This window comes from Roseibium marinum (assembly GCF_002906165.1).
In the GTDB taxonomy this organism is placed as follows: Bacteria; Pseudomonadota; Alphaproteobacteria; order Rhizobiales; family Stappiaceae; genus Roseibium; species Roseibium marinum.
Window position 1 is genome coordinate 84587 of sequence record NZ_PPCN01000014.1, and the last position, 24685, is coordinate 109271.

General features: G+C 59.3%; 28 protein-coding genes and 2 pseudogenes. 17 read left to right on the top strand and 13 right to left on the bottom strand.

Annotated elements, in window-relative coordinates:
• Positions 1-9 precede the first annotated feature (9 nt).
• Together CLV41_RS24020 and CLV41_RS24025 are read left to right on the top strand one after the other, a co-directional pair.
• Positions 10-1587 carry an acyl-CoA dehydrogenase family protein gene (locus tag CLV41_RS24020; protein ID WP_103225021.1) on the top strand — a complete coding sequence of 526 codons (1578 nt, stop codon included), beginning with the start codon at positions 10-12 and terminating at the stop codon, positions 1585-1587.
• A gap of 172 nt (positions 1588-1759) precedes the next feature.
• Positions 1760-2245 (top strand): DUF992 domain-containing protein, encoded by a 486-nt coding sequence (locus tag CLV41_RS24025; protein WP_103225022.1) that lies wholly within the window; start codon positions 1760-1762, stop codon positions 2243-2245.
• 277 nt (positions 2246-2522) lie between these two features.
• On the opposite strand, the gene CLV41_RS24030 is transcribed toward CLV41_RS24025, so the two are convergent.
• From CLV41_RS24030 to CLV41_RS24045, 4 genes and pseudogenes are all read right to left on the bottom strand, one after another.
• Positions 2523-3251, bottom strand: coding sequence for a GGDEF domain-containing protein (locus CLV41_RS24030; RefSeq protein WP_103225023.1), 729 nt, complete (start codon positions 3249-3251; stop codon positions 2523-2525).
• A 181-nt stretch (positions 3252-3432) separates the two neighbouring features.
• Positions 3433-3615, bottom strand: a pseudogene (locus CLV41_RS24035) (IS3 family transposase); the annotation flags it as partial.
• 183 nt (positions 3616-3798) lie between these two features.
• On the bottom strand, positions 3799-4743 hold the full coding sequence (locus tag CLV41_RS24040; protein WP_103225024.1) for a PRC-barrel domain-containing protein: 945 nt from the start codon (positions 4741-4743) through the stop codon (positions 3799-3801).
• A gap of 123 nt (positions 4744-4866) precedes the next feature.
• Positions 4867-5052 (bottom strand): PLD nuclease N-terminal domain-containing protein, encoded by a 186-nt coding sequence (locus CLV41_RS24045; RefSeq protein ID WP_103225025.1) that lies wholly within the window; start codon positions 5050-5052, stop codon positions 4867-4869.
• A gap of 175 nt (positions 5053-5227) precedes the next feature.
• Here CLV41_RS24045 and CLV41_RS24050 point away from each other — a divergent pair, with 175 nt between their 5' ends.
• Complete coding sequence (locus CLV41_RS24050; protein ID WP_103225026.1) at positions 5228-5398, top strand: DUF1328 domain-containing protein; 171 nt, start codon at positions 5228-5230, stop codon at positions 5396-5398.
• 100 nt (positions 5399-5498) lie between these two features.
• On the opposite strand, the gene CLV41_RS24055 is transcribed toward CLV41_RS24050, so the two are convergent.
• The 3 genes from CLV41_RS24055 to CLV41_RS24065 form a co-directional block, all read right to left on the bottom strand.
• A complete protein-coding gene (locus tag CLV41_RS24055) occupies positions 5499-6806 on the bottom strand; it encodes a DUF2254 domain-containing protein (RefSeq protein ID WP_103225027.1) in 1308 nt (435 codons plus the stop codon).
• Positions 6807-6888: 82 nt separating this feature from the next.
• Positions 6889-7443 (bottom strand): sigma-70 family RNA polymerase sigma factor, encoded by a 555-nt coding sequence (locus CLV41_RS24060; RefSeq protein WP_103225028.1) that lies wholly within the window; start codon positions 7441-7443, stop codon positions 6889-6891.
• Positions 7440-7661: a NepR family anti-sigma factor gene (locus tag CLV41_RS24065; RefSeq protein WP_103225029.1), complete on the bottom strand. Its 222-nt coding sequence runs from the start codon at positions 7659-7661 to the stop codon at positions 7440-7442. The genes CLV41_RS24060 and CLV41_RS24065 overlap by 4 nt, the downstream gene beginning before the upstream one ends.
• Before the next feature lie 187 nt (positions 7662-7848).
• Between CLV41_RS24065 and CLV41_RS24070 the strand changes: the two genes are divergently transcribed.
• Positions 7849-8646: a response regulator gene (locus tag CLV41_RS24070; RefSeq protein ID WP_103225054.1), complete on the top strand. Its 798-nt coding sequence runs from the start codon at positions 7849-7851 to the stop codon at positions 8644-8646.
• Positions 8647-8823: 177 nt separating this feature from the next.
• Here the strand turns inward: CLV41_RS24070 and CLV41_RS24075 are convergent, their stop codons facing one another.
• Positions 8824-9021: a CsbD family protein gene (locus CLV41_RS24075; RefSeq protein WP_103225030.1), complete on the bottom strand. Its 198-nt coding sequence runs from the start codon at positions 9019-9021 to the stop codon at positions 8824-8826.
• A gap of 192 nt (positions 9022-9213) precedes the next feature.
• Here CLV41_RS24075 and CLV41_RS24080 point away from each other — a divergent pair, with 192 nt between their 5' ends.
• Positions 9214-11019 (top strand): sensor histidine kinase, encoded by a 1806-nt coding sequence (locus tag CLV41_RS24080; protein ID WP_103225031.1) that lies wholly within the window; start codon positions 9214-9216, stop codon positions 11017-11019.
• Between the two features lie 52 nt (positions 11020-11071).
• On the opposite strand, the gene CLV41_RS24085 is transcribed toward CLV41_RS24080, so the two are convergent.
• Complete coding sequence (locus CLV41_RS24085; RefSeq protein ID WP_103225032.1) at positions 11072-11308, bottom strand: hypothetical protein; 237 nt, start codon at positions 11306-11308, stop codon at positions 11072-11074.
• Positions 11309-11449: 141 nt separating this feature from the next.
• Complete coding sequence (locus tag CLV41_RS24090) at positions 11450-11965, bottom strand: Dps family protein (RefSeq protein WP_103225033.1); 516 nt, start codon at positions 11963-11965, stop codon at positions 11450-11452.
• Between the two features lie 460 nt (positions 11966-12425).
• Between CLV41_RS24090 and CLV41_RS24095 the strand changes: the two genes are divergently transcribed.
• From CLV41_RS24095 to CLV41_RS24110, 4 genes are all read left to right on the top strand, one after another.
• Complete coding sequence (locus tag CLV41_RS24095; RefSeq protein WP_103225034.1) at positions 12426-12686, top strand: DUF7218 family protein; 261 nt, start codon at positions 12426-12428, stop codon at positions 12684-12686.
• A 178-nt stretch (positions 12687-12864) separates the two neighbouring features.
• Positions 12865-13209, top strand: a complete 345-nt coding sequence (locus CLV41_RS24100) for a DUF883 family protein (RefSeq protein WP_103225035.1) — start codon at positions 12865-12867, stop codon at positions 13207-13209.
• 53 nt (positions 13210-13262) lie between these two features.
• Positions 13263-13628 (top strand): hypothetical protein, encoded by a 366-nt coding sequence (locus CLV41_RS24105; RefSeq protein ID WP_103225036.1) that lies wholly within the window; start codon positions 13263-13265, stop codon positions 13626-13628.
• A gap of 59 nt (positions 13629-13687) precedes the next feature.
• Positions 13688-14791: an AI-2E family transporter gene (locus tag CLV41_RS24110; RefSeq protein WP_103225037.1), complete on the top strand. Its 1104-nt coding sequence runs from the start codon at positions 13688-13690 to the stop codon at positions 14789-14791.
• A gap of 285 nt (positions 14792-15076) precedes the next feature.
• Here CLV41_RS24110 and CLV41_RS27635 read toward each other — a convergent pair whose 3' ends face one another.
• Positions 15077-15379, bottom strand: a complete 303-nt coding sequence (locus CLV41_RS27635; protein ID WP_146048630.1) for a hypothetical protein — start codon at positions 15377-15379, stop codon at positions 15077-15079.
• 170 nt (positions 15380-15549) lie between these two features.
• Here CLV41_RS27635 and CLV41_RS24115 point away from each other — a divergent pair, with 170 nt between their 5' ends.
• A complete protein-coding gene (locus CLV41_RS24115; RefSeq protein WP_103225055.1) occupies positions 15550-15921 on the top strand; it encodes a response regulator in 372 nt (123 codons plus the stop codon).
• Positions 15922-16014: 93 nt separating this feature from the next.
• Here the strand turns inward: CLV41_RS24115 and CLV41_RS24120 are convergent, their stop codons facing one another.
• On the bottom strand, positions 16015-16662 hold the full coding sequence (locus CLV41_RS24120) for a Crp/Fnr family transcriptional regulator (protein WP_235867235.1): 648 nt from the start codon (positions 16660-16662) through the stop codon (positions 16015-16017).
• Positions 16663-16880: 218 nt separating this feature from the next.
• Positions 16881-17024, bottom strand: a complete 144-nt coding sequence (locus tag CLV41_RS27880; protein WP_170107305.1) for a hypothetical protein — start codon at positions 17022-17024, stop codon at positions 16881-16883.
• 226 nt (positions 17025-17250) lie between these two features.
• On the opposite strand from CLV41_RS27880, the gene CLV41_RS24125 reads away from it, so the two are divergent.
• From CLV41_RS24125 to CLV41_RS24155, 7 genes and pseudogenes are all read left to right on the top strand, one after another.
• Entirely contained in the window at positions 17251-19545 is a 2295-nt protein-coding gene (locus CLV41_RS24125; RefSeq protein ID WP_103225039.1) for a bifunctional salicylyl-CoA 5-hydroxylase/oxidoreductase, read from the top strand.
• On the top strand, positions 19542-20285 hold the full coding sequence (locus tag CLV41_RS24130) for an SDR family NAD(P)-dependent oxidoreductase (RefSeq protein ID WP_103225040.1): 744 nt from the start codon (positions 19542-19544) through the stop codon (positions 20283-20285). Before CLV41_RS24125 ends, CLV41_RS24130 begins: the two co-directional genes overlap by 4 nt.
• Positions 20282-20752 carry a MarR family winged helix-turn-helix transcriptional regulator gene (locus tag CLV41_RS24135; protein WP_103225041.1) on the top strand — a complete coding sequence of 157 codons (471 nt, stop codon included), beginning with the start codon at positions 20282-20284 and terminating at the stop codon, positions 20750-20752. The genes CLV41_RS24130 and CLV41_RS24135 overlap by 4 nt, the downstream gene beginning before the upstream one ends.
• A 4-nt stretch (positions 20753-20756) precedes the next feature.
• Positions 20757-21557: an enoyl-CoA hydratase family protein gene (locus tag CLV41_RS24140; protein WP_103225042.1), complete on the top strand. Its 801-nt coding sequence runs from the start codon at positions 20757-20759 to the stop codon at positions 21555-21557.
• Positions 21557-22711: an acyl-CoA dehydrogenase family protein gene (locus CLV41_RS24145; RefSeq protein WP_103225043.1), complete on the top strand. Its 1155-nt coding sequence runs from the start codon at positions 21557-21559 to the stop codon at positions 22709-22711. Before CLV41_RS24140 ends, CLV41_RS24145 begins: the two co-directional genes overlap by 1 nt.
• A 3-nt stretch (positions 22712-22714) precedes the next feature.
• Positions 22715-24334, top strand: coding sequence for a benzoate-CoA ligase family protein (locus CLV41_RS24150; RefSeq protein ID WP_103225044.1), 1620 nt, complete (start codon positions 22715-22717; stop codon positions 24332-24334).
• Between the two features lie 151 nt (positions 24335-24485).
• A pseudogene (locus tag CLV41_RS24155) lies at positions 24486-24685 on the top strand (ABC transporter substrate-binding protein); the annotation flags it as partial.

Here is a 24685-nt window from a genome sequence, read left to right on the forward strand (position 1 = left end):
CTTGTCCCGATGAAACCGTTCTCGGCGCCGCTCGATGACATTCTCTTCTCGCTGAACCATGTTGCCCGGGCCGGCAGTCTGCCGCATTGGGACGGGGATCTTGCATGCGAAGTCGGAAAGCACTTCGCCGCCTTCGCCGAAGAGCAACTGGCGCCGCTCAACGAGCCGGGGGATCGTCTGGGATGCCGGCTGGAAGGCGGGCGGGTGCGGATGCCCGAGGGCTTTGCCGAAGCCTACAAGGCTTACGCCGAACAGGGCTGGCCGGGTCTGACGGTTCCGGAGCAATTGGGTGGCCAGGGTCTGGACGGCACGGTGCTGGCCGTCACGTCCGAGATCTTCTCCGGCGCGAACCACAGCCTGCAGATGGTGACCGGTCTCGTGCCGGGCGCCGTCAGCACGCTGCTGTCCTTCGGTACCGCGGAGCAGCAGGCGCGTTTCATTCCCTCGCTCGCCTCCGGAGAAGCGCTGGCGACCATGTGCCTGACCGAACCGGAGGCGGGGTCGGATCTTGCCCGTATCCGCTGCAAGGGCGTTCTTTCGGGTGATTGCTGGAGCCTGACGGGGGAGAAGATTTTCATTTCCGGCGGCGACCAGGACATGAGCGACAAGATCCATCATCTTGTGCTCGCGCGCACCTCGGAGGAAGGCGTGAAGGGGCTTTCCCTGTTCATATCCCCCTGCACACGTGCGGACGGATCGCGCAATGCGATCTCGGTCACCCGGATCGAAGAAAAGATGGGGCTGCATGCCTCGCCCACCTGCCAGCTCGCTTTTGACGGGGCGGAGGCGGAGCTTATCGGCGAAGCGGGCGCGGGTCTGCGGGCGATGTTCACGCTGATGAACCATGCAAGGGTCGATGTGGCGCTGCAGGGTGTCGCCCATGCCGCCCGCGCCTTCGATATCGCGCGCGGTTACGCCGGCGAGCGTGTGCAGGGGCGCGGACCGGACGGCAAGCCGGTCACCATCGACCGGCATGCGGATGTCCGGCGGATGCTCGACGAAATCGATGCCCTGGCTCTGGGCGGGCGGGCAGTGGCGCATCTGACCCTCGTGGCCATCGAAGCGGGCGGCGATCAAGATCTTGCCGAGTTTTTGAAACCGGTCGCGAAGGTCTTTTGCACCGAGGCGGGGATGCGCGCGGCCGAACTGGGCATGCAGGTTCTGGGCGGTTACGGCTATCTGCGCGAATACGGGCTGGAGCAGATCTACCGCGATGCCCGTATCACCGCGATCTACGAAGGCGCCAACGGCATCCACGAGAAGGCTCTGGTGACCCGTCTGCTTTCCGGTCCGGCGGGCCGCGCATTCGAGAGTTTTCTGGTGGAGGAATGCGCCGCCCGGCAATCCGGCGCGTACAAGCTTGACGAGGCTCTTGAGACATGGCGTGGCGCCCGCGACCGGATCGCGGAAAGCGCGGACCCGGCACTGTGGGCGCATGATTTCATGTCGCTGACGGCTGCAACGCTTGTCTCATGCCTGTGGGCGCGCATGGCGGAGGCCGCGGACCGTCATCCAGATCCCCGGCGCATCAGGCGTCTCGCGGACAGGGCCCTGGCTCTCCGGGACGGGCAAGCTGTCTTCGGCTGACCTTTGGTAAGGTGCCGTAGACTTCAAAACCACCAAATTATTCGGGAACTCTTGGCGAGGCGTTTCGTTTTCCACGTATCGGGAGCCGGCAGGTGTCGGCTCCGGGATGCATGAGCGGGCAGCCCGGTTGTAAAAACCGGTGGCGGTCTCTCGATCAGTAAGGAGAACATTTATGAAACGGTTCAGCAAACTCGCTCTGGCGCTGACCGGCGCAACGCTTCTGGCAACGCCTGTCGTCGCCGCCGACTCCAGCGCTGGCGTCAAGATCGGTATGCTTACCTGCGCGGTTGAAGGTGAGACGAATTTCATCGTTGGGTCCAATGCGACGCTCAGCTGCACGTTCGAACCGGCCAATGGCGGCCAGGCCGCCTATTACACCGGTACGGTCAGGGAATTCGGCCTGGATATCGGAACCACGACCAATGCGACCCTTGTCTGGGGTGTTCTGGCGCCGAGCGCCGATATGGAAATTGGTGCCCTTGAAGGCGAATATGGCGGTGTCACCGCCGGTGCGAGCCTCGGTGCCGGCGTCAAGGCAAATGCCCTGATCGGTGGTTTCGACAAGTCCATCGCGCTTAATCCGATCAGCGTCGAAAGCCAGACGGGGACCAACCTGACCCTGGGCGTCAGTTATCTGTCGCTGAAGTCGGCAGGTTGATTGATCGACCTCATGTTTGTTTGTGAAAAGGGCCGGCTTTGCCGGCCCTTTTATTTTGCTGCCTAACAATTACCTGAAATTCCCTATCAGGGGGAACAATCATGACGCTACCGGATTGGTGCTTTTGCTGGTGGCTTTTGGGACGCTGGGTTATTTCGTCGTCTAAACACCAGATCAAGTCTGCGTTATTGTATGCCGTCTTTATTTCGGCCGCATTTGATAGCGGTTTGAACTGATGCTGCGTAAAAGCCCGTCCCAGAACACTCTTTTCTATTCGTTATCTCGTTTCGTTGTCGTCCGATTGGGCCGTTTGACGAACAACCCGGTTTCGTCCCTCTCTCTTTGCCTCGTAAAGAGCTTCGTCGGCTGCGTGTAACACCTGATCGAGTGGCCTCGATCCATCAAAGAATTCCACGCCGATCGACAGCGTAAAACTCAATTCCCTACCGGATACCTGAATGGTCTGACTTTCTACCGCCGCCCGAATTGTCTCCGCGCGGATTTCTGCATGTTGAATGCACTCGCCGGGATAAAAGGAAACAAATTCCTCGCCACCAAAACGGGCAGCAAAACCATCAGGCTTGCTTCTTGCCTTTAAAATACTGGCAACTTCGCGGATTACACGATCGCCGATCTGGTGTCCGTAGGTGTCGTTAATCGTCTTGAACCTGTCGATATCGGCCACCAGGATCGATCCGGAGTTTTTCATACCCAATTCTTCGAAGTTGTCAAAGAATGCCCGCCGAGTCAGCAGGCTGGTCATCTGGTCGTGCCGCACCAAATGCTCCAGTTGCCGGTTTAACTCTTGTATACGCAGCATCATCCCTGCAAACCAGAGCGAAACCACAGGGGCAATCATCAGCGGCACTCCGATGGCAGGAACAAGTGAGTCGGGGTTCAACCCATCGGGAGCTGCGATCCAGGTCAGTAGCAACGACCCTCCTACTGATACAAGCGACACGAAGAAAATGAAGACCCACTTTTCGGTGTTATTTCTTATCGTCATTCGCGGAGTTCCTGCATGACCGAATTCGCCAGCTACAGCCGCCAACCAGTCGCTGATAATATATGGTGCCGGTGATAAATCTGAAATGTTTCGATCTGATTGACAGCGAAGGCCGGTCGTGACTACCCGATCCGTCAGCAGGTGAACTACACCGGATTTTCCAGGAACTGATTGATATTAGTTATACGGCTATGTTCTCGATTTCCAGAGCTTCGTAGAAGTTTGCCTTCGCCTCAGCAGGCGGGATGTTTCCTATGGGCTCCAGCAAGCGCCCGTGGTTGAACCAGTCGACCCATTCGAGTGTCGCAAACTCGACGGCTCCACAGCTCTGCTATGGGCCGCGCCGATGAATGACCTCGGCCTTCTTGATCCATTCGTTCAATCCCGTTTGTGAGTATGTGACATAGCTTATGTACTCGTAAGGTAGCAGAAAACGATCTCAACAGGCCCGCCGGTGGTTTCACCAGGCGCAATGCAAAAAAACGGGCCGCTTTCGCAGCCCGTTTTTTGATGGCGGATCAACGATTCGGGCAATAGCCCCGATCAGTTAACGCAGCATGGTGCCTTCCGGGTTGGACTTGAAGGCAGCCGGATCGAAAGTCTCGGCGTTTTCAAGGTCCGATTTGGTGAACGGCACGGTGATCATCAGATCGCCATTTTCCGTTTCGAACAGCCTCAGGCTGTCGAAGGAAACGGCAACCGGCTTCTCGCCGAAGCCAAGGAACCCGCCGACGTCGATGATGACCGCTTTCGCCTGGCCTTCCTCGTCGAGCAGAACCTGCGCGACCTCACCGATGTTGGATTCGGTGCCTGTATGGACTTCCGTGCCGATCAGTTCGGCGGTCGAAATGGTGGTGGCATCGACCTGGGTCATTTTGCTGGATTCGTCATCGACCAGGGCTGTCTTTTCGGCCGAAGTGGTATCGATCCGCTTCTTGGCGGGATCAATCGCTTCCGTGCGAACCGAGTCCACCATCTTGTTGGTGCCTTCGGCCACCTTGTCCATCTCTTCCTTCATGGAGGAGGTGCTCATCCAGTTCGGAATATGGTCCGGACGTTCATAGGCGGGAGCGTTTTCCAGTTCTTCCTTTGAAGCATCGGTTGCGATGTCGAATTCACCGTCGTCCTTCGACACGAAGGAAAGACGCTCGAATTCGACGGCGACGTCTTTTTCCGCGATGCCGAGGAAACCGCCGACACCGATGATCACGGCGCGCACATTGCCGTCGCGGCCGATGACAACGTCGTTGATGTCGCCGATGGTGTCAGCGTCATCGCTTTCACCGGACATCACGGACTCGCCGATGATGTTGGAAGCCAGGATACCGGTCGTCGCGTCAGTCGCGAGCGTTTGAACTTCAAACTCGTAAACGCGGCTGCTGTCTTCGATCGAGCTCTCGGCGCCTGCCTTGGGCATGGTTGCCGTCTGAGCAAGGGCTCCAGTGGTCATCAGAGCTGCGACAGCGGTGGTAGCAAGTAAATTGCGAAGCATTTTGTTAGTCCTTCCTGATTTCTGTTTGAAATCTCATGTGACACTCAGTAAACGTGCGAGTTAGATTTGAGTTCCCAAAAAAATACGCGCCTGAAGGCGCGTATTTATTAGAAAGTATTCTTTTTATATGGTTGCCGTGGAGCCTTTCGGGCCGGCCAGGAGCCAGACGATAAAGCCGACCACCGGGAAGACAATAATCCCGAGAATCCAGAGGAGCTTCGCCAGTGTCGAGGCGCCGCTACCGACGATTTTGATGATTGCGTAGATGTCCAGGACCAAAATGACCAGACCCAAAATTCCATATTCCATGACAAACCTCCGAATTGAACTATCGGTACAACGCACGTCGGCTCGCAATGGTTCCAAAAAGATTTCGCAATACCTGAAATGAGGTGATCGAAAGCTGACATCGGAGCAAGAAAATTCGGGAACTATTCCGGATCGGCTGCGTTTAGGTCAGGTAACGCAATAGAAGGAGCTTGCTATGCTTTCCTGGGCATTGTTTTTCTTGGTGGTTGCTCTGATTGCAGCCGTTCTTGGTTTCGGTGGTATCGCCGGGACCGCTGTCTCGATCGCCAAACTGATTTTCTTCGTGGCGATTGCCCTCTTCCTGATCTCCGCCATCGCGCATGCTTTCCGGGGACGCAGGGTCTGACGGGTTTCCGATAGGTTCAAAAAAGGGCGCTTCCGGCGCCCTTTTTTGATGTCTCCGGCACGCTATGCTGCGGCTCGATGGAAACACCATGTGAGTGGTTTCACGCGTGCTTTTTGCTTCTGATCGCGCCGCGCGCCGACCTCAGGCAATCGGCGATCTGCTTGCGGTCCGCCCTGCTGCGGATTACCAGGTTCGCATCCGAGGCGATATTCAGTAGCTGGGTTCCCAGGAGCGGCAGGTGTTCCGGCCTGCAGACCTGGGCCATCTTGCCAAGAGCGGAAATCAGGTGATCCAGAACCAGAATATTGGTTACGGACGATTGACGGAGGGGCCGCATCGCGGCATCCAGAATGTCTCTGACAGGCAGCAGTTTCAACCAAAGTCTCGGCGTTTCGTCGTCGTCCTGAAGGAGCGAACTCGGTGCGCCGCGCTGCAGAATGCGGGCAAGCGAAGCCGACAGGTGATCGACCGCGCTGATGGCCGTATAGGCATCGTTGATACCGGGCGAAAGTGCCCGGAGCGCGATCTCGACCATCAGGTGAACCGAAAACTGTATGTCCCCTTCCGGCGCACGCGCCTTGCCGACTTTAAAGGCAAGACGGAGCTCCTCGACGTCCGGCTGTTCGACCTTCGTACGGATTTTGGCAATCGGCATTCCTTCAATGACGAATGCCCCGGGCGGGACAAGCACTTCAACAAAGCCGTCCAGCTCCCTGGCAAGGGAAATCAGCTTCGCGCTGTCGATGAATGTGACATAGCCGCTGCCGGTCGCCGGAACCGCGTGGACGGGCAGGGAAGGGATTGAATCGCGGTCATTGGGCTTTTCGCGCGGTTCGCTCGACAGCAATGTATCGATCGATGTGCGCAGCGATGCCTGGATCCGGCCGATCTCGGTGTCGATCCGGATCCGGCTGGCGACATCGTTGACGAAATACACCAGCCAGAAGAAGCTTACCGCGGCCAGGGCGATCGACATGGTGACCGAAAATCGCACGTCGCGGGTTCCGTCGATCATGAACAGCACCAGAAGCGCATACAGGAACGTCGCGCCCAGCAAACCGATGGTCACCTGTGTGGTGCGGTTGCTGGCGAATGTCTCCAGCAGACGCGGCGAGATGTTGCCGGCGGCCAGCGTGAAGACAACCAGTGTCAGGGAATAGACGAGACTGATCACCGACATCATGGCGCCGGCGATGGTCGACAATACGGACCGGGCGCCATCCGCGCCAATCACCTCGAACTTGATCGCGCTGAACATCCCTTTCAGAAGGCCCAGATCGTCGATGAGCAAAGCGAGAAGAGCGAGAAGAGCGCCGAGCAGCGCGATACAAACGGGAATGAAGAGGAAGCCCTTGAACAGCCTGATCAGGGCCTGTTCACGGGCATTTTCGCGGTAGGCCAGACCCATAACTGCGGTCCTCGCATTCAAGGGCCGCGCAACCGTTCCGCGCGGCGGTCAATTCAGTCCGGGAATAACGGGAAGCGTGCGGTCAGACGGTCAAAGCATCGTTGATCATGGATGCGGATTCGGCAATGGCGAGTTCCGAGCGTTCGAAGTGTTCGACGCCGTTCATGAGGTCTTCCAGGCGTAGCCGGGCGCGGGAGACGCGGCTCTTGACGGTTCCGATCTTCACGCCGAGAATTTCCGCGGCTTCTTCGTAGGAAAAACCGCTGGCGCCGATCAGGATCAGGGCTTCGCGCTGATCGTCGGGCAGGACCTGCAGGGCGCTGAGAAAATCCCTCATTTCAAGGTGGCCGTTCTGTTGCGGCTTGGATTCAAGAGACGCTGCATGTTCGCCATCGGGATCGGCAACTTCGCGCTGCATCTTGCGGCCGACGGAGTAATACTGGTTCCGGAGTATGGTGATAAGCCACGCGGTCAGATTGGTGCCCTCTGTGAACTTGTCCTTGTTGGCGATCGCCTTGGCCAGAGTTTCCTGAACCAGATCGTCGGCCCGGTCGCGGTTGCCGCTGATGGATCGGGCGAACGCCCGCAAGCGCGGTATGGAAGCAACCAGATCTTCCTTGAACTGAGCATTGCTCATTCCGCGGCCTCCTCATCGGTGCTGTCTTCCTTTGAGCCTTTGTCATCCAGCGAGGAAAGCAGTTGAAGCATGTCGTCCGGAATGCTCTCCGAAAGGGCTTCGTCATACACTTGCTTGAGCTGGCTGCCGATCCAGTCTTCTTTTGTCGTCGCTCCGGCCGTCGGATTGATGATTCCAAAATCGGAAGCCGCCGACTTCGAGTTTGTCTTGCTTGCCATCGCTCATTCCTAGTTCGTGTTGGGGCCGAAACCCGAGTTCAATAAAATAACGCCGGACGGAAAAAAAAGTTCCCTATGTGTGGAACTTTTTTTCAACTTACGCATTTCCACCAACAGGCGGTGCTTGTCACCTTCCCGCATTTGACCGCATAAAAGCGGTGGCAAAGTAAGGATTAACTTGATGTCCGTGAGCCTATCACAAGAAATTGCGCCTCTGTTGCCGTATCTGCGTCGTTACGCAAGAGCCCTGGCGGGGACCCAGAAAAGCGGGGATGCGTATGTTCGGGCGTGTCTTCAGGCGCTTGTGGCCGACCAATCGATCATCGATACGTCCATTGGTGTGAAAATCGCTCTCTACAGGCTGTTCCATGTGCTCTGGAACGCGACAGTGATTCCGCCGGCAGGCGATGACGGCAGCGTTTCGATTTTCGAACAGACCGCCCAGCAGCGTTTAGGCTCCATGGCCCCGGAAAGCCGGCAGACCCTTCTGCTCACCACGCTGGAAGGCTTTTCGCTGTCGGAAACGGCAAGGATCATCGACAGATCCGAGGAAGAGGTCACCCGGCTGGTGAGTGCAGCCATCGAAGAGATCGACCGGCAGACCAAGACCGACGTTCTGATCATCGAGGATGAGCCGCTGATCTCCATGGACCTGATCGAGATTGTCGAATCTCTCGGCCACAATGTCACAACGGTCGCGCGGACCGCCGGCGACGCGATCGCGGCTGCGAAAGTCCAGACCCCCGGTCTCGTGCTGGCCGATATTCAGCTTGCCGACGGTTCCTCGGGTATCGATGCCGTCAAGGAAATCCTGTCCGAGCTCACCGTGCCGGTGATTTTCATAACCTCGTTCCCGGAACGTCTCCTCACCGGAGAACGGCCGGAACCGACCTTCCTGATCACCAAGCCGTTCAATCCGAATACCGTGAAAGCCGGCATAAGCCAGGCCTTGTTCTTTAACGGGGCGGATGCGGTCGCTGCCTGAGCGGCCGGGGTCCGGCTTGCCACAGGCGAGAGCATTGACAGGTTTTAACGTGTGCCCCAATCGGCGTGATCGCTTCGCGAGAGGACAAGGAAGCGTCCGCCATTGGGGGACGCTTCGTCATGGTTCCTTCTTGTCCAGATCCCTGGAGGGGAGGCGGGAAGGTCCCGCCTGCGCCCTTCAGTGGTTGCTGAGCCAGCCGTCGATTTCCTTCTCGGCTTCTTCACGGGTCTTGCCGTATTTCTGCTGGATAAGACCGGCGAGTTCCGTACGGCGGCCTTCGATCTTGTCGAGCTCGTCGTCGGTCAACTCGCCCCATTGTACGCGCGCCTTGCCTTTGAATTCGCGCCAATTTCCTTCAATCTGGTCCCAATTCATCACTCGAAGTCTCCTGTTGTTCGTGACATCGGGAAAACGGTTTCCAGGATCAAAGGTTCCACGAGAATACGCTGTGTCGGACAGGAAAACGCTGATGGGTGCAAATACTTGGCTGCGGGCGAATGCAGCCGTGGCCAGCTGTCGGTCGGCCGGAAGAAGTGACTTCAAACACCCCGGTGGGAGTGCCGCATAATGTTTTCCGACATCCTGTCCTATCTATTCGGCGATCCCTCGCTCAGGTCGCTCGACTATTACATGCGCTGGCGCGAGGATCTCATCTGGGTCCACGCGATTTCCGACGCTCTCATTGCGCTTTCTTATTTCGCCATACCGCTCGCGATCTTCTGGTTTCTGCAAAAGCGTCCCGACATTCAGGGAATGACCCGCTATGTCGGTTATCTGCTGATCACATTCATTTTTGTCGGCGGCGTCACGGAAACAATGACATTCATGACGCTCTGGTGGCCGGTCTTCGGCGCCCAGGGCGTTCTGAAACTGGCGACGGCGCTTGTGTCCATCGCAACGGCCGTGGTCATCTGGCAGATCCTGCCGAAACTTCTTGCCATTCCCTCCATGGACGACCTGGAGCGGGCGAACGAATTGCTGAAGGCGGAAAACCTGGAACTGAACGATGAGGTCGGCAGGAGCCGGTTTGAGCTGAATCTCATCAACTCCAAATTCGAAATGGCGCTGACGGGATCGAACATATCGGTGTTCTCGCAGGATTCGGATCTGCGCTACACCTGGATCCATAACCCGCGGTTCGGCTTTGGCAGCAAGGATGTTCTGGGCAAGACCGACGCGGAAATCCTGCCGGCCGAGACGACCGAGGAAATCGTACCGCTGAAGCGGGCCGTGATGGAAACCGGGGAGTCGGCGTCAACCTATATCGCGATCGACGACCAGGAAGTCGGAACGATATTTCTTGATCTGATCGTGCACCCGACCCGCGATGCGGCGGGCGAGATCGATGGTGTTCTTTGCACAGCCGTCGATATGACCGAAAAGAACCTTTACGAGATCCGGCTGGCGTCCATGGCGAGCCAGCTCGCGGAAGCCAACAAACGTTTCGAAACGGCTCTGGAAGGGTCTCTCATCACCGTGTTCGAGCAGGACATGGACCTGAAATATGTGCATATCGTCAACCCGCCTCCGGGCTACGCCCAGGAAAATTTCATCGGCATGACCGATGCGGACCTTATCTCGGACGAAGACCAGCTCAAGATCCTTCCCGCGAAGAAAAAGGTTCTGGAAACCGGCGAGAGCGAAGTGATCGAGTTCGACGTGGAACTCGGCGGCAAGACCAGGAACTACAATCTGCGCCTCGATCCCGCCCGTGACCGGACCGGCAGGGTGTCCGGGGTTATCGGCACAGCGGTCGATCTGACCCACAAGCGGGAAAACGAGCGGCAGATGCATCTGGTCATGCGCGAGCTCACCCACCGCTCCAAGAACCTGCTTGCCGTGATTCAGGCGATGGCGCGTCAGACGGCTGCCCGGTCCGACACCACGGATGATTTTGTCGAGAGTTTTTCCGCAAGGCTTCAGGCGATGGCCGCGAGCCACGATCTTCTGGTCTCCCAGTCCTGGTATGGGGCGGACCTGCGCGAGCTTATTCTGGCGCAATTGTCCCAGTCTATCGCGCCTAACAGCCCGCAGATCACCTTGAAGGGCATTTCCTGCACGATCACGGCGGAGGCTGCCCAGAACCTGGGGCTGGCGCTTCATGAACTGACGACGAATGCAGCCAAATACGGCGCACTTTCCGTCGTTGACGGCAGGCTGTCCGTTTCCTGGGAGCGGTCCGGCGACAAGATTCTGCTGAACTGGAAGGAAAGTGGCGGGCCGGAGGTGGCGGAGCCGAAACGGAACGGCTTCGGGCGAATCCTGCTTGAAAGGCTGGTTGGCCCCTCGCTGGACGGGAACGTGAAAATCGAATTCTCACCGGAAGGCGTGAACTGCGCCATCGAGATCCCGACCAAGCATATAGCCAGTTAGGGTACGGACCCTGGGGTAGGCACCTAAAAACAGGGGGCGGGCTGAACAGTAACTATTGCCGTCCGCTTTGGCCGCGCCGCTGACGGTCCAGGGACTCGAGCGCCACATCGATTTCCCGGATTATCCGATTGGCGTCGTTCCTGTCTCCAGCGGACAGGTTGGCGGCCTGCTTCAAGGCTGCCTGCCAGGTCAGCAGTGCGGTTCTCTTCTGATCCGCCGAGAGCGACGCATCGTTGAGAACAGCTTGCGCGGAACTGAAACCCGCAAATCGTTTGGGTAGGCTTATCATGACAACTCGGCGCCCGAATGAAGTTTAAAAGCTGCGCGCCGACCGGACCAGGCCGCTTTCAAGGAACACCCTTGAAAGCGGCCTGGTCCGGAGTAACGGCGGGCAGCCTGTATGAAATGCCGTTTCGATGCCGCGGCGACGTCAGGCCGTCTTCAATGCCCGCAGCATCCAGGCAGCCTGCTCGTGAAATGCGATGCGTTCGGTGAGAAGATCCTCGGTAACCGGGTCTGCGTTGTCACCCGCATAAGCCACCATGTCGCGCATCTCCGCCGAAATCATTTCGTGGCTGCGAACCAGGTCCTCGATCATGTCGTGCGCATTGGGCATTCCGCCGGAGGGCAGATGAATGGTCAGGTTCAAGGTGCCTTCCTGCACGTTCACCGGCGCTCGGTGACCAAGGGCGCGAATGCGCTCCGCGAGTTTGTCCGTCGCGGCGAACAGATTTTCGTAATGCTCTTCCGTCAGGTCATGGATGGCCTTGAACATCGGACCCACAACGTTCCAATGGTAAAGATGCGACTTGATTGTGAGGATGTAGGTTTCCGCCAGGATGACCGACAGATGTTTCGCCAGTTGCTCGCGGACCTCCTCGGAGACACCGGTATTGATTTCATCGGATTTAGGCGTTTCAACCTTCAGAATCTGTGTGGCAGACATAGACTTTCCTTTCCTGAGCGAATTGGCTGGTTTCAATCTTCCGCGTTAACGGCCTTCTCAGAGAAAAGTCTCCGGCACGGCATCGGTTCCGGCATTGCTTCAAAAAAATCTGATTTTACCTGAGAGCAGAAATATCCCATGGGAAATTACGTAATTGTCACTCCCCGCACGATAGAAAGACATTTTCCATAGGGATGAATTTGAGAACATTTCTTACGAATATTTCTAAATTTTGTTTCTCCATTCATTATTTACAATTTGGGCATCAGGCAAAAATCGCTGAATTCGTCGAGGAACGATAAAAGGCGCTCGGCGTTGTTCCAGATATACATTTTCTGCTGACGCATTCAGCGCGATCGACTGGCGGGCGGTAAGTGCTGCTGCCCTCTCGTCGCGGGATATTTCCGCATCTTCTCGATCGCGCGGGCTGTGGGTAGCTGAAAGAGAGAGGAGCGGAACAATGACCGGTAAAGACAGACCCAGCATCAACGATGAAGAAACGTATGAGGCGCTGCGCGACGAAGGCTATGGCAAGGAAAAAGCCGCGCGCATCGCAAATGCCCAGGCGAACGACAGGCAGTCGCCCTCCAAGAAGGGCGGCAAGGCAAAACCGTACGAGGAATGGACCAGGGAGGAACTCTACGAGCGCGCCCGGGAAGTCGATATCGACGGCCGCTCGAGGATGGACAAGGCCGAGCTGATCAACGCCCTTCGCGGTTGATTTTCCCAGGCATCAGGGCCCTTGAAGAAAATGCGGAACCAAACGGCTTGTCTCCAGTTTACCGGGTGACCCGCGTACCACAGGGCTCGCGGCCGGCGACCGAGACAGGAGCCGGAAATAGTAAAATGAGATCTTTTTCAGGTTTCGACAAACCTCGAGACACAAACGGAGCGATATAATGGCAACTCCCAAATCCGCTACTGCTTCCACCGGCAACGCCGCTAACGATCAGGTAAGCGCAGGCGAAATCGAACAGGATATCGAACGCATTCGTGCCGATATCGCCGCCCTGGCCGGTTCGCTGAAAAAATACGGTGCCGGGAAGACGGGTGAATACGCGTCGAAGGCGAGCGCTGCCGGCGAGGACCTGACGAAGATGTCTCAGGACGCGCTCAACACCCTGACGCGGGAACTCGACAACTACGAACGTGCACTGGTTTCCGGTGTCCGCCGTCACCCGCTGCAATCGCTGGGAATCGCCGCGGGCGTCGGGTTCCTGATCGCGGCACTGGTTCGCCGCTGATGGTCATGCGCGCCCTACCGCTGGCACTGAGCGCTGCAACACGCGATGTGCGGATGGTGTATCGCCGTGCCAAGCGGAACGTGTATCTGACAGCCGCCGCTGGGGTGTGCTTCGCGACGGCCTATGTGGCCGGTCTCGCTGCTGTGTGGGCCTTTCTCGCGCCCCTCTGGGGACCGGCAGAGGCGGCCGCGTTGATCGCGGCGGTCATGGCCGGAGTGGGGGTTGTGATTATTGCGGTGCTGAGCTTCGTGAAGTTCCGCGAACGGCGGCGTAACAGCCGGCGGCGCGCCGCAATGCGCTTGTCCGCGGCTGCTGCGGTTTCCATCCTGCCGCGTCTCACAAAATCCAGGAGCCTTCTCGTCATCGCCGCCCTCGGCGGACTGGCATTCCTGGCGACCCAGGGCGGCGATCAAGAGTAAAGTGAATTCGCCCACGGCGCGTGGCCGCAGGCGCTTTGTCCCCTTTAGTGGAGCGCCACATGACAAGTCAGGTAAAGATCAACGATGGTGCGCAAGCAGGTGCCGGCCGAACGCCGGCACCTGCTTTGCGCGCCGATCCGGCCGTTCGGATATCCTTGCTGATCCTTTGCGGTCTGGCGCTGACGGCAGCTCTCGATTTCGGTCAGGTGATCCTTGCGCCGATTTGTCTTTCTCTCGTGGTGGGCACGCTTTTCGGGCCGGCCGCCGATCGCCTTTCGCGCATCGGGGTGCCTTCCTGGATGTCGGCACTCGCCATGGTGCTGCTGTTCGTGGCCCTGATCTTGTCGACGGGTGCGGCCTTTGTCGTGCCGCTGTCCGACTGGATGGACAAGCTGCCGCTTATCTGGGCTCAGCTCCAGTCGCAACTCACCAGCTGGCAGGGTTTCTTCGCCTCGGTGGCCAGTCTTCAGAACGAGTTGCAAAACGCCATGGGCCAGTCCGGCAACATGCAGGTCAGTGTCGATGACACGTCCGCCGTTGAAAGCGTCTTCTACTTCGCGCCGACATTCGTGGCTCAGGTCATTCTGTTCCTGGCAAGTCTCTACTTCTTCATTCTGACCCGTCCGCATTTCCGCGAGTCCCTGCTGCGCATGTGCGACGATCACCATCAACGCAGGAACGTCGCGACCGTTATCCAGGCGATCGAAACGCGGCTGTCCACGTATCTGGTCTACATAACCTTCATCAATGTGGGTCTCGGCGCGGCGGTCGCCCTGGCGATGTGGGCTCTGGGTGTGCCGTCACCGCTGCTTTGGGGCATGCTGGCCGGATTGTTGAATTACATCGTCTATATCGGCCCGGCCGCCATGGTGGCGGTGCTGACCGGAGTAGGTCTCGCGACGGGCAATACCCTTCTTGCGATCCTGACGCCTCCGGCTGCCTATCTCGTGCTCAACCTCATGGAAGCGCAATTCGTGACACCCATGGTGCTGGGCCGGACGATGACCCTCAATCCGTTCGTGGTGTTTCTCACGATTGCCTTCTGGATCTGGTTGTGGGGCCCGGCGGGCGGATTCGTCGCCGTGCCGTTGCTGCTGGTTGCCTATTCGATCTTCGAAACGCTGGATCAGCAGTCCTCCAACCGGGCTCGATTGGAAATCTGAAAGTTCACCGTTTTATAGCGTGTTGCGTTTAAGCGGATTCAGGAAGACGCCGAGGCAGCGTTTGCATTGCAAATGCGTTCGGGCGATTTCCTGAATTCAATTTAACGCGACACGCTTAAAAGTCGTCGCGCATCCCGCACCCGGTTGAAGGCAGGATGCGCAATCCGGAAAACCGCCTCTTTTCAGATCGAGCGTTGGCTCACGAAGCAAATCCCTCATCCGCAAAAACAAAAGCCGCCCGTTTCCGGACGGCTTTTGTTTTGAACCTGACGTCTTTCGGTGACGTTATTCGGCGTTGAACGCCAGCATGCCGCCTGCCACCGGCCAGCCTGTGCAGGTGGTGGTGTTGTTGCCGGACACGCAACGCATGGGCCGGTTGTGAGCATCGGCCAGATCGATCTTGAGGTCACCCTTGCCTGAGGCGGCGGTGACATCAAGTTGCGCCATGATTGTAGCAGTCGCATTGGTTTCTGCAGCCGTTGACGGGCTGGAAGCGAGTTCCGCAGCGCTCAAGGCGCCAGTGAGGGCCACAGCCCCGAGAATGGTTGGCGTACTGACCGCCAGTATGCGTTTGCGTATCGTAATCATATCAATACCTCCACCCCGTAAACGCGGAAGTAAAGGAAAGGTTTCACTGAAAATGATCGAAGTGGGCCTGATCCGGGAAAAGCGGGCCGGGGGGATAACTTATGTTAATGAATGCCGCCACAAATCGTGAAATAGGACTCCTTTGCGACCGACACGCCAAGAGCGCCTTCATGATCATATCGCCGGACGACAATACCGCGGGTAAGTCGCGTGGAGCAGCTTTGGTTGTCGAGGACAATCCGATTATCGCGCTCGACACAAAAACAATGCTCGAGGAATTGGGGTTTTCTCCGGTGACGGCCGTGACCAGGCTTGCGGACGGTATCGAACTGCTCGTCGATCAGATTTTCTGCTTTGCGATCCTGGATCTGCAGACCGGCGACACGAGCAGCCAGGATTTCGCAGCTCTGCTGGCCAGGAGGGGGCTGCGGTTTGTCTTTGCGACCGGTTATGGCGATGCGAGCGCGTTACCGGTCGAATTTCAGGACAGGACAATTCTTCGCAAGCCCTACACCAAGGCACAGATTGAAAAGTTGCTCTGACAGGCTGCGCCGCAAAAGCAACATGTGCGAGGATAGGGACGCACGTGAGCGCACAAAGTGCTTCACCTTCATTCATGAGTTCGCACGGCCTATTCAGATCATGGGTCGTTGCGTGGCTTCGACAGGCTCGTAACAAGCTACTTTCTCAAGCGCCTGGCGATTCAGGATGCGGATACGGTCCCGGGTCCAGCTGATGAGCTCAAGGTCGTGCAGTTTTCGGATCGTCCGGCTGGTATGCACAGTGGTGATACCGAGCGCTTCGGAAAGATGTCCCTGCGAGAAAGGGGCATCAAGCGTCATGTTTCCGGCATAGCCGACCGTTTCCGCGCGGTCATACAGGTGAAGAATGAGATTGGCGAGACGTTCCTTGGCCGTCCGCTGTCCCAGGCTGAGAAGATGGCTGTCGATGAGCTGTTCCTCACGGGCAGCCATCCAGGTAATGGAATAGGCAAGGGCGGGATAGTCCTGGAAGATCGACCAGATCTTTTCCTTGTGAAACACGCACAAGGTGGTGTCGGTCAGTGCGGTAACCGTATGCTGCATCTCGTCCAGAAGCGCCAGCTGGAGCCCGATCAGTTCTCCGGGCAGCGCGAAATTCAGGACCTGCCGCCGGCCGTCCTGAAGGGCCTTGTGGCGAAAGGCCCAGCCCTCGAGAAGTGTATAAAGATGAGGGCTATTGTTATCTTCCAGAACGATGGTCGCCCCTTCTTCCACGGTCAGTTCGCCTGCTTTGAATTTCATGACAAAATTCAGTTCCTCCTCCTTGAAAGGGCGGAAGATGGCCTTGTTCCGCAAGGGGCAGGCGTGACATTTGGTTTTGTAGGTAACGGCTTGGTTCATGCGCACAAGTCCAACAGACTGAAATGTTTTTGGAGTATACAGGATTTGAAATCGGCTGGTCTTGCGTTCATTTCGACCCTTGGCGCGGGATGCGCCCGCCGGATGTTAGGGGCCGTAGCCTAAAGACGCTTTTTCCGGTCGCGTGTTCCGGTTTCCCTTGAAAGAGTATGGCGCGAGCGGCTCCCAATGGCGGTGGTGTTTTCATAAGGATTGCGCGGGGATTCCACGGCGGCCTGACGTTCGCCTTCATGTTTCGCTGTCATTCAGGTGTTCCTCCCGCAGGCGGTAAACGCGGCCGGCAGCGGATAGTTCCGGCAACCCGAGAGATTTTTTGAATGTTTCCGACGCCGCCTTCCGGTGAGCATGCAGTTTGACAGGGCCGGACGGCATGCGTTGCATCTAAATATTTTAAGCTTGAAATTTTAGGGTTGAAGTAAATCCGATCCTGTGGTTCGCTGATGGTACTGAAGCCAGCGCAAGGAGCGTCGTATGCGGATCGCGTGCCTGGGCGGAGGGCCTGCAGGGCTCTATTTCGCCATCTCCATGAAATTGCGCGATCCCTCCCACGAGATCGATGTCATCGAGCGCAATCGCGCCGACGATACTTTCGGCTGGGGTGTGGTGCTTTCGGAAGAAACCCTGCAGAATCTGGCGGCCAACGATCCGGTCAGCGCCAAAGCGATCGGTGAAAATTTCGCCTATTGGGACGACATCGCCCTGCATCTGCGGGGAGAGAGGCTGGTTTCCACCGGTCACGGCTTTTGCGGTATCGGCCGGATGAAGCTGCTCGCGCTCCTGCAGGCCCGCGCCCGGGAACTGGGCGTCAATCTGAAGTTCGAGACGGAAGCGGAAAGCGCGGAGGATTATCGCCGCGACTATGACCTGGTGGTTGCCAGCGACGGTCTGAACTCCAGAACCCGGACGCTTTATGCCGATACCTTCAAACCGGATATCGACCGGCGTTTGTGCCAGTTCGTCTGGCTTGGCACGCACCAGACCTTCGCGGATGCCTTCACCTTCATTTTCGAGGAAACGGAGCACGGCTGGGTCTGGGCGCATGCCTACCAGTTCGATGCCGACACAGCGACTTTCATCGTTGAATGCACGCAGCAGACCTTCGATGCCTTCGGCTTTGGCGAGATGAGCCAGCAGGACAGCATCCGGACCTGCGAGGAGATCTTCAAGGATCATCTGGGCGGTCATTCCCTGATGACCAATGCTAAACACATAAGGGGTTCCGCCTGGATCCGGTTTCCGCGCGTCCTGTGCGAGAAATGGAGCCATGAGAACGTCGTCCTTCTGGGCGACGCCGCGGCGACCGCGCATTTCTCCATCGGGTCGGGGACCAAGCTGGCGCTGGAATCGGCGATGTCCCTGGCGAACCTCCTACACGAGGAACCGGACAGGGCGTCGGCCTTCGCGCGATACGAGGCGGAGCGGCGGCTGGAGGTCCTGCGTCTGCAGTCGGCGGCCCGCAACTCGCTGGAATGGTTCGAACATGTGGAGCGCTATCTGCATCTCGATCCCGTCCAGTTCAATTATTCCATGCTGACGCGGTCCCAGCGGATCAGTCACGAGAACCTGCGTCTGCGCGACCCGGACTGGCTGGAGTCAGCCGAGCGCTGGTTCATGGATCAGGCAGGCGTCAGCGCCGACAAGCCGGTACGGCCACCGATGTTCGCGCCCTTCAAGCTGCGCGGAATGGAGCTGAAGAACCGCATCGTCGTGTCGCCCATGGCCCAATACAAGGCCATCGAGGGCGCGCCGACGGACTGGCATCTGATCCACTACGGCGAACGCGCCAAGGGCGGCGCGGGGCTGGTCTTTACCGAGATGACCTGCGTCAGCGCGGAAGGCCGCATCACGCCGGGATGTCCGGGTCTATACGCGCCCGAACACGAGGCCGCCTGGAGACGCCTGACGGATTTTGTCCATAGCGAAACGGATGCGAAGATCTGCTGCCAGATCGGCCATTCGGGCCGCAAGGGCTCGACGCGGATCGGCTGGGAAGGCATGGATCAGCCTCTGCCGGACGGCAATTGGGAGCTGGTCTCCGCCTCCGCCGCTCCCTGGTCGGACCGCAACGCGGTGCCGCGGGCGATCACGCAAACCGAAATGGACGCGATCAGGGACGAGTTCACGGCTGCCGCGAAAATGGCCGAGCGCGCCGGCTTCGACATGATCGAGCTGCATGCGGCGCACGGCTATCTTCTCTCGTCGTTCATTTCCCCGCTCTCCAATATCCGCCAGGACGCCTACGGCGGTTCGTTGGAAAACCGGATGCGCTGGCCGCTGGAAGTCTTCACGGCCATGCGCGCCGTCTGGCCCGAGGACAAACCGATGTCGGTTCGTATCTCGGCCAATGACTGGGTCGGCGACGAAGGCGTGACCCCTGACGAGGCGGTGGAGATCGCACGTCTGTTCCGGGCCGCTGGTGTCGATCTGGTCGATGTCTCCGCCGGGCAGACATCGATTGCCGCCAAACCCGTCTACGGCCGCATGTTCCAGACGCCGTTTTCCGACCGTATCCGCAATGAAGCCGGGTTGCCGACCATGGCGGTGGGCAACATCTACGAGGCCGATCACGCCAATTCGATCCTGATGGCGGGCCGGGCGGATTTGGTGGCTGTCGGCCGGCCGCATCTGGCCGATCCCTACTGGAGCCTGCATGAAGCTGCCAGGATCGGCGACCGGGCAGCGAGCGACTGGCCGCTGCCCTATCTGGCCGGACGCGACCAGCTCTGGCGGCTTTCGGACCGGGACGCGGAGACCTTGCGGGCATGAGTGTTTCAGGACGTCATATCATCGTGACGGGTGGGGGCAGCGGCGTCGGAGCCGCCTGCGCCAGGCTGTTCGCGGACGAAGGGGCAAGGGTGACGATATTCGGCCGGACGGAGGAAAAGCTGGCGGCGCAGTCCCTGCCATATCAGGTCTGCGATGTCACCAGCGCCGAAGCCGTCACTGCCGCGTGTGAAGCGGCGAGGGCGAAAGCCGGGCCGATCGACGTGGTTATCGCCAATGCCGGCGCGGCGGAAAGCGTCCCCTTCGCGAAGATGACGTCCGAGACCCTGCAAGCGATGCTGGCGGTCAATCTTATTGGTGTTTCCAACGTCTGGCAGGCGGCGCTGCCGGACATGAAGACGAACGGTTGGGGCCGGATGATCGCCATCGCCTCGACCGCCGGTCTCAGAGGCTATCCCTATGTCAGCGCCTATTGCGCGGCAAAGCATGCGGTGGTCGGCCTGACCCGGGCGCTCGGCCGTGAGCTGGCGAAGACGGGCATCACGGTGAACGCCATCTGTCCGGGCTTCGTCGAAACCCCGCTGCTTGAACGGTCCATCGATATCATTACCGCGAATACGGGCATGAGCCGCGAGGCGGCCGAAGAAACGCTGAAGGCGGATAATCCGCAGGGACGTTTCATTCAACCGTCCGAAGTTGCCGCGACGGCGCTGTGGCTCTGCTCGAACGGCGCGCAATCGGTCAACGGTCAGGCACTCAGCCTTTCGGGAGGAGAGCTATGAAGTCCGCACAGGCGCCATCGGCGGAACCCCTGTCCAAGGCACGGCTGCGTGTCTGGCTGAAGCTGCTGAAATCCGTCAACGGCATAGAGACGGAAATCCGCCGCAACCTGCGTGAGGAGCATGGGACGACCTTGCCGCGTTTCGACGTGATGTCCGCGCTGGCGCGCTTTCCGGACGGCCTGAAGATGAGTGACCTGTCGTCTTACCTGAAGGTTTCCAACGGCAATGTCACCGGCATCGTCGACAAGCTGACCGAAGAGGGCCTTGCCCTGCGCGTGGCGGTGCCCGGCGACCGCCGGGCCCAGGTGGCGCGGCTGACCGCGAAGGGCAGGGCGGCGTTCGAGGATCTGGCGCAACACCACGAAGACTGGATCAACACCCTGCTCGAGGGCTTGTCAGCCGGGAACGTCGATGCGCTTTCGGCGCATCTGGATAGTATTCTGGACCGCCAGATGGAAGAGGACTGACGCGATGCGAAGTGACGTGACGCATTTCCGCTGCGAGATCGAGGACGGGATCGCGCGCATTGCCCTGAACAGGCCGGAACGGAAAAATCCGCTGACCTTCGAAAGCTACGCGGAGCTGCGCGACTGGTTCCGCGACCTTGTCTATGCCGATGACGTTCATGCGGTGGTGATCCTGCCCAATGGCGGCAATTTCAGTTCCGGCGGCGATGTACATGAGATCATCGGTCCGCTGACCGACATGACCATGAAGGAGCTTCTGGCCTTCACGCGCATGACCGGCGATCTGGTGAAGGCGATGCTCGGCTGCGGCAAGCCGATCGTCGCCGCAGTCGACGGCATTTGCGCGGGCGCGGGAGCGATTATGGCCATGGCGTCCGATCTTCGCATCGCGACGCCGGAAGCAAAGGTGGCCTTTCTCTTCAACCGGGTCGGTCTCGCCGGCTGCGACATGGGCGCCTGCGCGATCCTGCCGCGGATCATCGGCCAGGGCCGGGCGGCGGAGCTGCTTTATCTCGGCAGGTCGATGAGTGCCGCCGAGGGCCATGCATGGGGCTTTTTCAATTCCGTCACCGAGGCAGATACCCTTGAAGGTGCGGCGATGGAGATGGCCGGCCGGATCGCGGCCGGGCCGACCTTCGCCAATTCGATGACCAAGACGATGCTCGCCCAGGAATGGTCGATGAGCCTGGAGCAGGCCATCGAGGCGGAAGCGCAGGCCCAGGCGATCTGCATGCAGGGCAAGGATTTCCGCCGCGCCTACGAGGCGTTCGTCAGGAAAGAAAAACCTGTGTTCGAGGGCGATTGATGGCAGACAGGACCTTCCTCGACTGGCCGTTTTTCGAAGCCCGGCACCGTGTGCTGGCCGACGAACTGGAAAGCTGGGCCTCCTCCCGGCTTAAGCACTTCGAACACGGCGATACGGATACCGACTGCCGCAACCTTGTCGCGGATCTGGGTACAGCCGGATTTCTCCGATATTCGGGAGCTCCGGATGGCGCGCTGGACGTGCGCAGCCTTTGTATCATCCGCGAGACCTTGGCCCGTCACGACGGGCTGGCCGATTTCGCCTTTGCGATGCAGGGACTGGGGACCGGCGCGATTTCCCTTTTCGGCACAGATGCACAGAAGTCTGAATGGCTGCCCCTGACCCGCTCGGGCAAGGCGATTTCAGCCTTCGCGCTTACCGAGCCGAAGTCGGGCTCCGATGTCGCCAATTCGACGATGACCGCGACAGACGATGGCGATGCTTATGTTCTGAACGGCGAGAAGACCTGGATTTCCAACGGCGGGATCGCGGACGTCTACACACTGTTTGCAAGGACCGGAGAGGCTCCCGGGGCGAAGGGGCTGTCCGCTTTTATTCTGACGCCCGACCTTGCCGGGTTCGAGGTGAGCGAGCGCCTGGAGACCATCGCCCCGCATCCGCTGGCATCCCTGCGGTTCACCGATTGCCGGGTTCCAAAGGCCAATCTGATCGGAGCTCCGGGAGCGGGCTTCAAAATTGCCATGTCCGTTCTGGATATCTTCCGTTCCACGGTCGCTGCCGCTGCCCTCGGATTTGCCCGGCGGGCGCTTGACGAGAGCCTGCGGCGGGTGACCACCCGGGAAATTCAGGGGGCGCCGCTTGCCGACCTGCAACTGGTGCAGGGCCATATCGCCGATATGGCGCTCGACATCGATGCGGCCGCGCTGCTGGTCTACCGGGCCGCCTGGACCAAGGACAGCGGCGCGCCGCGCGTGACCCGCGAAGCGGCCATGGCCAAACTCTTCGCCACCGATCAGGCGCAGCAGGTGATCGACAAGGCCGTGCAGCTGCACGGCGGCGACGGTGTGCGCTCGGGCACGGCGGTCGAAACGCTTTACCGGGAAATCCGCGCCCTGCGCATCTACGAGGGTGCCTCGGACGTTCAGAAAATCATCATAGCGCGCCAGACGTTCAGCGCATTTCAGGAGGCCTGATCCATGCTTGGTCCTTCCGCACATACCGATACCTTCACGCGGGACAACCTGCCGCCCGAAGACGCCTGGCCAGAGTTTCTGCTCGATGGCTTCTCCTATCCGGAGCGTCTCAACGCGGCGGTGGAGCTGACCGACAGGATGGTCGACAAGGGCTTCGGCGACCGCACGGCGCTGATCGGCAACGGCAGGCGGCGGACCTACAAGGAACTGGCCGACTGGACCAACCGGCTGGCTCATGTCCTCAGCGAGGATCTCGGCGTGCGGCCCGGCAACAGGGTGCTGATCCGTTCCGCCAACAATCCGGCCATGGTGGCCTGCTGGCTCGCTGCCACGAAAGCAGGCGCGGTGGTCGTCAACACCATGCCGATGCTGCGGGCGGGCGAGCTTTCCAAGGTCGTCGACAAGGCGGAGATCGAATTCGCGCTCTGCGACACGCGGCTGATGGAGGAAATGGTCGCCTGTGCCAAGACATCTTCGTATCTCAAGAAGGTCGTCGGCTTTGACGGCACCTCCAATCACGATGCGGAGCTCGACCGGCTGGCGCTGGAAAAATCCGTGCAATACGACGCCGTGCCGACAGGGCGCGACGATGTCGCCCTGCTCGGATTTACCTCAGGGTCGACGGGCACTCCGAAGGCGACGATGCATTTTCACCGCGACCTTCTGATCATCGCCGACGGTTATGCGCGGGAAGTGCTGGGCGTGACCCCTGACGACGTCTTTGTCGGCTCGCCGCCGCTGGCCTTCACTTTCGGTCTCGGCGGTCTGGCGATCTTTCCGCTGCGTTTCGGCGCGGCGGCCACGCTTCTGGAGAACGCCTCGCCGCCGCAGATGATCGAGATCATCCAGAAATACAAGGCGACCGTCTGCTTCACGGCACCGACCGCCTACAGGGTGATGCTGAAGGCGATGGACGAAGGGGCGGACCTGTCCTCCCTGCGCGCGGCTGTTTCGGCGGGCGAGACCCTGCCGGCGCCGGTTTACGACGCCTGGATGGAAAAGACCGGCAAGCCGATGCTGGACGGCATCGGCGCCACGGAGATGCTGCATATCTTCGTTTCCAACCGTTTCGAGGATCACAAGCCCGCCTGCACCGGCAAACCGGTGACGGGCTATCAGGTCAGGGTCGTCGGGACGGACGGTCAGCCGGTTCCTGTGGGCGAAGTCGGGCGGCTTGCCGTACGTGGGCCGACCGGCTGCCGCTATCTGGCGGACGAGCGTCAGGGGCAATATGTCGTCGATGGCTGGAACATTACCGGCGACAGCTTTTCCATGAGCGCGGACGGTTATCTGCATTTCGCCGCGCGCAATGACGACATGATCATCTCCGGCGGTTACAACATTGCCGGGCCGGAGGTCGAGGCGGCCCTGCTGGCGCATCCGGCGGTTCTGGAATGCGCTGTCATCGGAGTCGCGGACGAGGACCGTGGCGCCATCGTTGAGGCTCATGTGGTTCTGAGCGAGGGAGCCGAGCCGGGCGACGAGTTGCGCAGGGTGCTGCAGGACCATGTCAAGGCAATGATCGCGCCGTATAAATATCCGCGCTCGGTCGTGTTTGCCGACACTTTGCCGAAGACGGAAACCGGCAAGATCCAGAGGTTCCGGCTGCGGCCGCAGGCGTGAGCCCATAGGAGACACCTTTCCCGCGCGGGCACGCGGAAAAGGAAAAAACAGACGACTGCCCAGAACTTTCCGGAAAGACTTGAAACAGGCACCGGACAGCGAATGAGAAAACAAACGGGAATAGCAGGTCCAGTAACAAGAGGAGTTTGTGATGAAGGTGATGACGATGGCGGCGGCTGCCGCGCTGGCTTTAGGACTGACGGGCGCTCAGGCCGGACCGGTGAAGGTTGGCATGATCACGACGCTTTCGGGCGGCGGCGCTGGTCTGGGGATCGATGTGCGCGACGGTTTCCTGCTGGCTGTGAAACAGTCCGGCAACACCGACATGGAGGTGATCGTCGAGGACGACCA